Origin of the sequence: Psychrobacillus insolitus (assembly GCF_003254155.1) — a bacterium.
In the GTDB taxonomy this organism is placed as follows: Bacteria; Bacillota; Bacilli; order Bacillales_A; family Planococcaceae; genus Psychrobacillus; species Psychrobacillus insolitus.
The window spans coordinates 1235245-1247652 of record NZ_QKZI01000001.1 but is presented as its reverse complement, the minus strand read 5'-3'; the positions used below and the strand labels follow the sequence as shown (position 1 = coordinate 1247652).

The following is a 12408-nucleotide window of genomic DNA, read 5'->3' as shown; positions in this document are numbered from 1 at the left end:
ATCAGCTTTTCCTTCAAAAGTGAATGGAAAGCTGATTTTAAGTAGAAATATTCAATTAGGATTCTCCAATTCATCATATTCTTCTTTGAAGTATAAAAAAGACTCTTCATCAAGTTCCGATATTCTATCTTTGTTTAATCCCATTTCAAACGCTCCTGTAAATATCGTTTCCCACCAAGTTGTTGTTTGTATCATAAAAATTCCTCCTCTAGACTATTTACATTCATTTTACCATCATATACCCTAGAAAGTTTTCAATAAAAGTAATTTTCAGAAAAATGAGTCTATTTCCGCGATGTAGTACTGAGACTTATAGACTACTAGATATAGAGAAAGTTTTTCATTCATTCCTCTATAAAATTAGTATCACCAAGTAACATCTTTTTCATGTATTCAATTTTAAAAGAAATTTTAAAAAGGGAAGATTCTTTCTTATATTGGAAAAAAATAGTATGATTCGTATAAGATGAATGGCTAAAATAAAAGGAAATTTAAATGAAAGAGGAGATGTTTTTATGAATTTTAATGCTGAACAATTGGATGAAATATTAGAGGAACATCAATCATTTTTTTATACTGGAATGACGAGAACTGCAAAATTTCGAATGGATCAGTTAGATATATTAAAAAAAGTAATAAAAAAGTATGAAAAAGAAATTATTCAAGCCTTATATAAAGATCTACGAAAAAGTGAATTCGAGGCATATACAACAGAAATTGGCCTAATATATGATAATATATCTTATTTGAAAAAAAATCTTGAAAAATGGATGGAGCCTAAACAAGTAAAAACGCCGATTGCCCTAATGCCTTCGAAGAGTTTTATTGTTAACGATCCCTACGGTACAGTGCTTATTGTTGCTCCATTTAATTATCCTTTTCAATTGGTGATGGAGCCTCTTTTAGGAGCTATTATAGGAGGAAACTGTGCTGTAATCAAGCCTTCTGAAATTACACCGCACACTACAAGGGTTATAAAAAAAATCGTGGAAGAGGCATTTGAACCAGCATATATCCGCGTATTAGAAGGAGAAAAAGAAGAGACTTCTCTATTAATCCATGCTGCTTTTGATTTTATCTTTTTCACTGGTAGTGTGAAAGTTGGGAAAATTTTGATGAAGGCAGCTGCTGAAAGGCTCACACCAATAGCATTAGAGCTTGGAGGGAAGAGTCCAGTAATTGTCGATCATACTGCGAATTTAGAAGTTGCAGCGAAGCGAATCATTTGGGGAAAACTTGTAAATGCAGGACAAACATGTGTGGCACCAGATTATTTGTTAGTTGAAGAAAGTGTGAAAGAAAAATTTGTGAAAGCATTACAAAAAACGATTAACAATTTTTATGGTAAGACAAGTCAAGAAAGTCCGGATTTCGGAAGAATTGTGAATGAAGGTCAATTTAATCGTTTACAGGAAATACTTGAAAAAGAAAAAAAACAGATTATTTTCGGAGGTAAAACAGATCGCTCAGATTTGTTTATAGAACCGACTTTACTCGATAATATTACTTTTTTGAGTCCTTCAATGGAAGATGAATTATTTGGACCTATTTTACCAATTATTACTTACACTGATCTGCCAACAGTTATTCGTCAAATTAGAAAATTACCGAAGCCACTTTCTGCATATATGTTTAGTGAAAATGAAAATGCGCAAAACTACTTTTTACAAGAACTTTCTTTTGGTGGAGGTTGTATAAATGATACGATTACACATGTAGGTAGTGCTTATTTACCATTTGGAGGGGTAGGGAATTCAGGTGTACAAGCATATCACGGGGAATCAAGTTTTCAGTTATTCACTCACCAAAAATCTATCTTAAAAAAGAATACAAAAATACCGTTAAACATTACATTTCCGCCTTATAAAAATAAAGTAAAGTTAGTAAAAACTCTTTTGAAATAGAAAAAATATGTATATTATAGTAAATTCTACAATTGTGAAGAGTAAAAATATTGAACTATTCATGATAATAACTAAGCTATATATTGAACAGTGCTAATGTGATATATTTAATATAATGAAATTAACTATAAAAAATTTATTTCTTTTTTGAGAATCAAATTTATCTCCATCATGTACTTTGTAAGTAATTAATATGTCCTGTTTTACATTTCTAAGTAGGATATGAAAATAAATTGGTACATTAAGGAGGACTATACTATGAGTTTCACATTCAGAGAACAAGAAACGGTAGAATTAGTAAAACAATTAGTAGAAATTCCAAGTCCATCAGGCTATACAAAAGAAATTACGGACTATATAGAGAACATGGTTGTGAACTTAAACCTATCATATAAAAAAACAAATAAAGGTGCTATAATCGTTACTATTCCAGGAAAAGATGAGTCGAAACATCGCTTATTAACTGCGCATATTGACACTCTAGGGGCAATGGTGAAAGAAGTTAAAGCAAGTGGAAGATTAAAGCTATCAATGGTAGGTGGATTTAACTGGAATGCTGTTGAAGGTGAGTATTGTACGATACATACCGCTAATGGTAAAAAAGTTAGAGGGACTATTTTGATGCATCAAACTACTGTCCACGTGTATAAAAACGCCGGTTCTTTAAGTAGGGATGAACAAAATATAGAAGTGCGTATTGATGAGGTAGTAACAAATGCGGATGACACACGTAAGTTAGGAATTGAAGTAGGAGATTTTATTTCATTCGATCCTCGTTTTGAATTCACGGAATCTGGTTTTGTCAAATCGCGTCACTTAGATGATAAAGCGAGTGCGGCACTACTACTTGAACTGATCAGATCGATTCAAGATCAAAAAATGGAATTGCCAAATACGACTCATTTTTACATTTCTAATAATGAAGAAATTGGCTATGGAGGAAACTCCAACATACCAAAAGAAACAGTGGAGTATATAGCTGTTGATATGGGAGCTATTGGTGATGGGCAAACATCAGATGAATATACGGTTTCTATATGTGCAAAAGATTCATCAGGTCCCTATCATTATGAGCTAACTCGCCAATTAGTGGAGCTAGCAAAAAAACAGGAAATTGGATTTAAATTGGATATTTATCCATATTACGGTTCCGATGCGTCAGCAGCAATACGTGCGGGTTTTGATGTGAAACATGCATTGTTTGGACCAGGAATTGAAGCGTCACATGCATATGAGCGTACACATATAGATTCTTTAAGAAATACAGCACAACTTTTATATACGTATATAAATACAACAATTTCTTAAAAAAATAGCTCGCGCTACTGTAATTTTGAAATACAGAAAAAGCGTGAGCTACTTTTTTACTTGTTTTTTTTTGCTCGAATCCATATGATAAATAAAGAAGTAAGAAGGAGATACAATAAAATGGACTTAAATGTAAAAGAAGAAATATTAAAAAGACGAACGTTTGCAATAATTTCCCACCCGGATGCTGGTAAAACAACTATAACGGAAAAGCTTTTATATTTTGGTGGAGCAATTCGTGATGCAGGAACAGTAAAAGGAAAAAAATCAGGGAAATTTGCAACATCAGACTGGATGGAAATTGAAAAGCAGCGTGGAATTTCGGTTACTTCATCTGTCATGCAATTTGATTTTAATGATTGTCGGATCAACATATTAGATACTCCCGGACATCAAGATTTCAGTGAAGATACTTATCGTACTTTAATGGCAGTTGATAGTGCGGTGATGATTATCGATGTTGCCAAAGGGATTGAAGTTCAGACATTGAAGCTATTCAAAGTTTGTCGGATGAGAGGAATTCCAATTTTCACTTTTATAAACAAACTAGATCGTCAAGGGAAAGAACCGTTAGAGTTGATGGAAGAGTTAGAAGAAGTATTAGGAATTCAATCTTATGCGATGAACTGGCCGATAGGTATGGGGAAAGAATTCTTAGGGATTTACGATCGTTTTAATAATCGTATCGAACAATTCCGTACAGAGGAAAAAGATAGATACCTTCCATTAGATGAAGATGGGGAACTAGCGGTAGATCACTCGATGAAAATAACATCTTATTATAAGGAAGCGATGGAAGATATCAAGCTATTGAATGAAGCTGGTAATGAATTCGACAAAGATAAAATACAAAATGGTGAGTTAACACCAGTATTTTTTGGTAGTGCATTAACTAACTTTGGGGTGCAAACATTTTTAGAAACCTATTTACAATTTGCACCAGCTCCGCAACCTCGTATTACGGAAGATGATCAAGAAGTGAACCCTATAGACAATGATTTTTCTGGCTTTGTATTCAAAATTCAAGCAAATATGAATCCTGCGCATAGAGACCGTATTGCTTTTGTGCGAATTGTTTCAGGTAAATTTGAAAGAGGCATGAACATTACACAAACTAGAACAGGAAAATCTATTAAAGTAACTCAGTCGACACAGTTTTTAGCGGATGATCGAGAAACAGTAGAAACTGCTTTTGCTGGAGATATTATAGGTTTGTATGATACAGGTAACTATCAAATAGGTGATACCGTTGTAGGCGGGAAGAAAAACTTCTTGTTTGAAAAACTACCGCAGTTTACACCGGAACTGTTTATGAAAGTTACTGCTAAAAACGTGATGAAATCGAAACATTTCCATAAGGGAATTTTGCAGTTAGTGCAAGAAGGTGCAATTCAATATTACAAAACGCTTCATACGGAGGAAGTAATACTTGGAGCAGTAGGTCAGCTTCAATTTGAAGTATTTGAGCATCGTATGAAAAATGAATATAATGTGGATGTTCGCATGGATTCGATTGGTTCAAAGGTCGCTCGTTGGATTGAAAATGAAGAAGACGTGAAAGAATCGATGACTGGACCTCGAAGTATGCTCGTAAAAGATCGTTATGATCGATATGTCTTCTTATTCGAAAATGATTTTGCGACACGCTGGTTCCAAGATAAATATGAACATATAAAATTATTTAATCTTCTATAAAGGGAAAATTTGTACAATTTCTTCTAGTCGCTTTGGACAGTTTTATTGCTTACACTTTTACTTAAAAGAAAAACAATGGCTTAAGAAAGCGACTACGTCAATTTCTTAAGCCATTCCTCTTTTATTCCCAAAAGCATTTTCCCTTTTTTCTTAGATGTTTTAGGAAAGCGACGGACAAACAATTGTAATAGGATGACTGAAAAGATCGAGGAGCTATGTGACGCAGTCACGTAGCTCCTCGATCTTTTTCTTGTTTATTCTATTACAATAAGTTTCGTCTAAAGCAAACCGAAAAGTTTACATAGAGAAAAGGCGCTTTAGCGGTTTTCTTAGTATTTGTGTAACGAATGACTGTCCGTCGCTCTTCAAAAATAATTGAAATCATTGTTTGAAAGCTTTGGTGAAGAAGAGAGGAGACGCATGCTTTACAAGGTGAAGACGCCGAAGATGGCATTTAGGCTTCTTTCCCGTTTATTCTAGTTCTTTGTCAAATGTGCGTTGGTGAAGAATTTTAGTCGCCTTTTATTCTAGAGGGAATGTCACTTGTTTCCTATTTCTATTTGAACTTATGTTTCCAATATTCACTTTGCTGATTTTTTTTATTTCACCAACGTCCCTGTAGAAAACGGGCTTTCTGTACTTTTCTTTAAATTCATAATTGAAGTCTTGGGCACTAAAGCATATGATGGTAATAGCATAAAAGAAGGTGGTACGCACATGAAAATAAGTGATTTCTCCATAAAAAGGCCCGTATTTACAATAGTAATTATGATGTTAGTAATCATACTAGGTGGAGTTTCCTTTTTTAAAATCCCGATTACATTAATTCCTGACTTAAATCCACCAATTGCAGTTGTTGTGACGAATTATGCTGGGGCAAGCCCAGTAGAAGTGGATGAAAAAATCACCAAGCCTTTAGAAGCTTCACTTAGTACACTACCGGGTATTAAATCGATTAATAGTACTTCACAAGAAGGTGCTAATTTTATTTTATTGGAATTTGATTGGGCAATGGATATGGATGACGTCCAATTAGACGTCATCCAACGAATAGAAGTTATTCCGATCCCAGACGGCGCAAGTAAACCCCAATATTTAAAATTTGACCCTGCTCAATTCCCAGTTATTCAATTATCCCTTCGTGCTGCAGATGGCGATACCAACATACGGTTAATAGCTGAAGAACTAGAAAAAGAGTTAATAAGTACAGAAGGTGTAGCAAATGTTAATATTTCTGGGTCACTCGTAGAGGAAGTCCAAATTTTACTAGATCAACAAAAACTTGTTGAAAAAGGACTTACACAAAGTGATATTGTCCAGTTGATCCAAGTAAATAATATCTCGTTACCAGGTAATCCAATTGAAACGGATGATAACAAATCATTAACGACAAGAATTATTAGTACTTTGACAAGTGTTAGTGATATTGAAAATTTAGTGTTAACTGTCAATCCATTGACTGGTAAAGCAGTTACAATCGCTGATGTAGGTAAGGTTGAGTTAGTAGAACAAGATCAAAGTTCTGAAACAAGAGCAAATGAAGAACCTGCTGTATTGCTTTCAGTTTTCCAGGAATCTAGTGCAAATACTGCTGATGTATCTACAGCATTTCAAGAATCACTCGATCAAGTGTTAGAAAAAGAAGAATATAAAGGTGTTACAGCAAATATCTTATTTGACCAAGGAGATTATGTAAAACTCGCTATTAGTAATATTGGAACAACACTAATAACTGGTGGGTTATTGGCAATGGTCGTTTTGTTTGTTTTCTTGAAAGGTATTAGAAGCCCCATTATTGTAGGAGTTGCAATACCATATTCAGTTATTGTGACGTTTGTATTAATGTATTTTGCTGGTTTTTCTCTTAACATCATGACACTTGGAGCATTAGCTCTAGGGATTGGAATGCTTGTAGATAACTCTATTGTTGTAATAGAAAATATTGAGAGGCATTTGGGACTAGGAAAAAATCCGAAAGAAGCTACTTACATTGGTACAAAAGAAGTTATTGGAGCAATTACTGCTTCTACTTTAACGACAATAGCTGTATTTGTTCCCGTCATTTTTTTATCTGGGTTAATAGGGCAAATTTTTACTGAATTTGCTTTAACTATATCGTTTAGTTTGTTAGCCTCATTGTTAGTTGCGATCACGGTTATTCCTATGATGGCTAGCAGATTGTTGAAAAAACCAAAAGGAGATATGGAAGCGAAGAGACGTAGATCCAAAGCGTATAATAACTTCGAGAAATCAGTGAAATGGTCGCTTAATCATCGTGCAATTATCCTATCTATTACTGCTTTTTTACTAGTTATTTCTACACTCGGATTATTCCGAGTGGGCACCGAATTTTTACCAGCAACGGATGAAGGATTTGTAACGATTGCGGTGAGACTAGAAAATGGTTCCTCTTTCACCGCTACAGATGAAGTAGTTAAGAGAATTGAAAAGGAATTACAAAAAGAAAAAGATATAGAAGTGTATGTTAGCTTTGTTGGTGGAAACCAAGAAGGTCAATCTAGAGGAACATCCAGGTCTAATATTGCAGAAATTTATGTAAAACTAGTAGAGCTAGAAGATCGTGATCGTTCCATCTTTACATTTGTGGATGAGATTCAGCCAAAAGTAGTGAAAACTGTTGGAGAGAATGTTGAAGTGAATTTTAATATGCAATCAGCATCTGGGTCTACACCAAATACTGTTTCTTTTACAATGTTTTCAACTGATAAAGAAGAGTTAAATAAATCAGTCAGTGAACTTCAGGGTAAATTAGAAAAACTTACTGGTGTAGTAAAAGTTAACACTGATTTGAGTGCAACTGTTGAAGAAATACAAATGTCTGTAAAAAAAGAAGCAGCGATAGACTTTGGTTTAACACCTGCACAAATAGCCCAAACAGTAAATAATGCAACAAGAGGGGTATTTGCAACACAAATTATTTCCGAAGAAGATAATGTGTATGGAGTCAATGTGAAATATGATGAAGTGTCACGTCAAAACATTGAGCAGTTAAAACAATTGAAACTACGTACACCATATGGTCAATACATTGATCTGCAAGATGTGGCGACAATAGAAGTTAAAGAGGGTCCAGTAGCGATAAGAAGCGTAGATCAGGCACATGCAGTCGCTCTCACGGTTAAATATGGAGCAGATTATTCACTTGGAGATATGTCAGACAAAGTGGATGAGATCATCGAACAAGTAAATTTACCTGAGAATGTCTTTGTTACATTTGGAGGAGACACCGAGTTATTGGAAAATGCGAAAAGCGATATGATATTAGCCGTATTATTAGCCGTAGTTTTAGTTTATATCGTAATGGCTGCCCAATTTGAGTCCTTTAAGTTCCCGTTTGTAATAATGTTTACTGTTCCACTTATTGTTATTGGTATCTTCATAGGGCTGTTTACAACGAGCTCACCAATTAGTATTTCCGCCGTTATTGGTATATTGATCTTAGTGGGTATAGTCGTAAATAACGGAATCGTTTTAGTTGATTATATAAATAAACGTAAAACAGATGGTATGAGTTCATACGATGCAATCACTACTTCTGTAAGAGATCGTGTACGACCTATTCTTATGACTGCATTAACAACAATTCTTGGCCTAGTACCACTAGCGTTAGGTATCGGGGAGGGTACAGAGATTAATCAGCCAATGGCAATTACCGTTATTGGTGGATTAATAAGTTCGACATTCTTCACTTTATTTGTGGTACCAGTCATATATAGTTTATTCGATAAGGGAATTAAAGGAAATTTAACTTCTGAAAATTCTGAAAAATAATTAATGGAAGGGTCTTCAATTGAAGGCCCTTTTTCAGTATACTAATATAAAAGGTGTTCGTAGCTAGACAATATAAGGGGGTGGGTAGATGAGTTCTGTATTAATAACTGGTTTTCCCGGGTTTTTAGCCAAGAATATTATCTGTGAATTACGTCAGCAAAAAGTATTTTCGACAATCTATGTTTTAGTCCTACCAGCTCAACTAGTTAAAGCCGATGAAGTAATACAAGAAATTAGCAAAGATAATTTTAATGATCAAAAAGTAGTTATTGTAGAAGGGGATATTACATTACCAAATGCAGGGATGGAAATAGGGATCATAGAACAGCTAAAAGAAGAAGTGAAATATGTGTGGCATTTAGCAGCAGTCTATGATCTTGCAGTTCCTAAAGATATTGCGTGGAAAGTGAATGTACATGGCACAGATACATTTAATCAAGTAGTCGTACAATTTCCTCATTTAAAACGATATATGTATTTTAGTACTGCTTATGTAGCAGGAAAAAGAGAAGGTGTATTGTACGAAACTGAACTGATTCGACCAAGTGGTTTCAAAAATCATTATGAAGAAACAAAGTTTGAAGCTGAACTGCTTGTAGAGCATTTAAAAGAAAAGATTCCTGTTACAATTGTTCGACCTGGAATAGTGAGAGGAAACTCTATAACGGGGGAGACGATTAAATTTGACGGACCATATTTTTTTGTAAATATGATATCTAATTTAAAGAAGTTACCTATTATACCGTACTTAGGTAAGTCAACTTCTTTTATCAATGTCGTGCCAAGTGACTATATAACAAAAGCAGCAATCTATTGTAGTCTTAGTGAAGAAGCAGTGTCGAAAACGGTTCATCTAACTGATCCAAACCCCTATCCAGTAGAAGAAATATATCGTGCATTTGTCAAAGAGCTCACTGGTAAATATCCAAAAGGTAGAATCCCATTGTCTTTAGCAAAAGTATCTGTATCTCTTTCATCTATTCGAAAGTTTTTACAAGTAGAAAAAGAGACATTGGATTATTTAACTTGGCAATCTTCCTTTGATACGACAAATTCCGACAGCATATTAAGTAAAGGGAACATCAATTGTCCAGATTTCATTGAATCTATTCCATCTATGATTCGTTTTTATAATGAACATAAAGCAGATAAAACATTTCATATTCCGATCAAGTAGTTTTACTTGGAATTATATTATTCATATGTTATAGTAATCTACATAAATAAATACACTTTTGACATCGCGTCAAAGGGGAGTAGCTATGGGGAAACCTATTTCATAGTCGTCAATACATGGCTTTTGCCATCGGTTATGATAGTAAATTATTAAATTTGCTTAGCGAGACCTTTGCCTTTTTTAGGCAAGGGTCTTTTTATGTTTAAAAAGGAGGATGCACAGATGGATTTAGCAATATTATTGGAGTACGGATGGGTATTATTAGTTCTAGTTGGATTGGAAGGTTTACTTGCAGCAGATAATGCGGTCGTAATGGCTGTAATGGTAAAACATTTACCAAAAGTGCAACAGAAGAAAGCATTATTTTATGGTTTAATTGGAGCTTTCGTATTTAGATTCGCTGCGTTATTTATGATTACTTTCTTGGTGAAAATTTGGCAAGTGCAAGCAATCGGAGCAGCTTATTTACTATTTATTTCGTTCAAACATATTTATGATCAACGAAAACATAAAGCAGAAGAAGAAAAGCAATTGGAAAATGGAAATACAGAGAAAATAGAAAAAAAGGGATCAAGTTTTTGGGTAACTGTGTTAAAAGTTGAGCTTGCAGATATTGCGTTTGCAATTGACTCGATGCTTGCAGCAGTAGCAATTGCTGTAACATTACCTCATATTGGCGACTTTGCCATTGGTGGGATTAATGCTGGACAGTTCTCTGTTATGTTCTTAGGTGGTGTAATTGGACTTGTAATTATGCGTTTTGCGGCACATAAATTTGTTCAGTTATTAGAAAAAATGCCTTCACTAGAAACTGCAGCTTTTCTAATCGTAGGTTGGGTAGGAGTTAAATTAACTGTCATGGTACTTGCTCATCCTAATGTAGCGATATTAAGCGAAGATTTCCCACACTCTACAGGATGGACTATAGTATTCTGGACTGTATTATTAGGGATTGCAATTGGTGGATATTTAATCGGAGTCAAACAAAACAAAAAAGAACAATCTGCATAATTAAAAAAGTAGAAGAAGATAGTTTAAACTATCTTTTTCTACTTTTTTTTTCTACAATGAGATATAAGTTTAGTTCATTGTCGAAAGGATTATAATACGTATGAAATCATCTAAAATGAATAAAAGAAGAAAGTTTATACCAGCTCAAGTTATCGTTACGTATTATTTCATTGCGATCGCAGTTTCTGTTGTTTTACTTCGTTTACCAGGTGTTCATAAGCCTGGAGTTGAAGTCGACTTTATAGATAGTTTGTTTACTGCAGTAAGTGCAGTGAGTGTAACAGGATTGACATCTTTAAATATATCGGAAACGTACAGTGTTTTTGGTTACGTTATGTTAATTTTAATCCTCCAACTTGGTGGAATCGGAATCATGTCTTTAGGGACGTTTATTTGGCTTATCTCAGGAAAGAAAATTGGACTGCGAGAAAGACAATTGATCATGATAGATCATAACCAATCCAATTTATCAGGTGTAGTTTATCTGATTAAAGAAATCGTCAAGATACTTTTATTAATCCAGATTGTTGGAGCTGTTTTACTAACTCTCTATTTTACGGAGTATTTTGATACATTTAAACAGGCATTTATGCATGGGGTATTTACATCTGTTTCTGCTACGACTAATGCAGGGTTCGACATCACTGGACAGTCATTAATACCTTATCATAACGATTATTTTGTTCAAATTATAACTTCTATTCTTATTGTTTTTGGAGCAATTGGGTTCCCGGTATTAATAGAAGTAAAAGAATTTCTTTCCAATAAAAACAAAAGCTTTCGATTTTCACTTTTTACTAAATTAACAACGATTACATATGGAATACTTTTAGTATTTGGTACAGTTATGATCTATTTACTTGAAATGTTTAATTCGTTTAAAGATATGCCTTGGCACGAAAAGTTTTTCTCTGCTTTTTTCCATTCTGTTTCGACTCGATCAGCAGGATTAACTACAGTTGATGTGACTCTCTTCAATGAAGGAACCACTTTCTTTATGAGTGCGCTTATGTTTATCGGAGCATCACCTAGTTCTGTGGGTGGAGGAATTCGTACTACTACATTTGCTATTGCCGTTTTGTTTTTAATAAACTTTTCAAGAGGCAAGACAAATATTCAAATTTTTAATCGAGAAATCCATCTAATAGATATTTTTCGGTCATATGCTGTTATTATTTTAGCATTAATCATGGTATCTATGGCCACCATATTACTTACAATAACTGAGCCAACTTTAACAATAACTCAAATTATTTTTGAAATAACATCGGCATTCGGAACTTGTGGAATGTCACTTGGTATTACAAATGAATTGTCGAATATAGGTAAAGTGACGATTATGATATTAATGTTCATCGGTCGGGTAGGATTGATTTCGTTCTTGTTTTCATTGGGTGGTAAAAGTAATCAAACAAAGTATCATTATCCAAAAGAGCGTGTCATTATTGGATAAAAAGAAAACCGAGCAACAAGTCCTTAAAGGGCTTGTTTGCTCGGTTCTTTCTCTAGTGTCTAGCGCAA

The 12408-nt window shown here is 34.2% G+C and carries 8 protein-coding genes; 7 read left to right on the top strand and 1 reads right to left on the bottom strand.

The annotated features are described in order from the left end of the window. Positions 1 to 51: 51 nt before the first annotated feature. Complete coding sequence (locus tag C7437_RS16930) at positions 52 to 195, bottom strand: hypothetical protein (RefSeq protein WP_170122327.1); 144 nt, start codon at positions 193 to 195, stop codon at positions 52 to 54. Positions 196 to 515: 320 nt separating this feature from the next. Between C7437_RS16930 and C7437_RS06200 the strand changes: the two genes are divergently transcribed. The 7 genes from C7437_RS06200 (at position 516) to C7437_RS06170 (ending at position 12340) form a co-directional block, all read left to right on the top strand. Further along, on the top strand, positions 516 to 1904 hold the full coding sequence (locus tag C7437_RS06200) for an aldehyde dehydrogenase (protein ID WP_111438748.1): 1389 nt from the start codon (positions 516 to 518) through the stop codon (positions 1902 to 1904). 258 nt (positions 1905 to 2162) lie between these two features. Next, a complete protein-coding gene (locus C7437_RS06195) occupies positions 2163 to 3212 on the top strand; it encodes a M42 family metallopeptidase (RefSeq protein WP_111438747.1) in 1050 nt (349 codons plus the stop codon). A 120-nt stretch (positions 3213 to 3332) separates the two neighbouring features. Beyond that, the gene (locus tag C7437_RS06190; RefSeq protein ID WP_111438746.1) at positions 3333 to 4907 is read left to right on the top strand and encodes a peptide chain release factor 3; all 1575 of its coding nucleotides are present in this window, start codon (positions 3333 to 3335) and stop codon (positions 4905 to 4907) included. Between the two features lie 717 nt (positions 4908 to 5624). Then, positions 5625 to 8699: an efflux RND transporter permease subunit gene (locus C7437_RS06185; protein ID WP_111438745.1), complete on the top strand. Its 3075-nt coding sequence runs from the start codon at positions 5625 to 5627 to the stop codon at positions 8697 to 8699. An 88-nt stretch (positions 8700 to 8787) separates the two neighbouring features. Further along, positions 8788 to 9876 carry an SDR family oxidoreductase gene (locus tag C7437_RS06180; RefSeq protein WP_111438744.1) on the top strand — a complete coding sequence of 363 codons (1089 nt, stop codon included), beginning with the start codon at positions 8788 to 8790 and terminating at the stop codon, positions 9874 to 9876. A gap of 222 nt (positions 9877 to 10098) precedes the next feature. Continuing rightward, a complete protein-coding gene (locus C7437_RS06175) occupies positions 10099 to 10887 on the top strand; it encodes a TerC family protein (RefSeq protein WP_111438743.1) in 789 nt (262 codons plus the stop codon). A gap of 100 nt (positions 10888 to 10987) precedes the next feature. Further along, complete coding sequence (locus C7437_RS06170) at positions 10988 to 12340, top strand: TrkH family potassium uptake protein (protein ID WP_111438742.1); 1353 nt, start codon at positions 10988 to 10990, stop codon at positions 12338 to 12340. Positions 12341 to 12408: the final 68 nt, after the last annotated feature.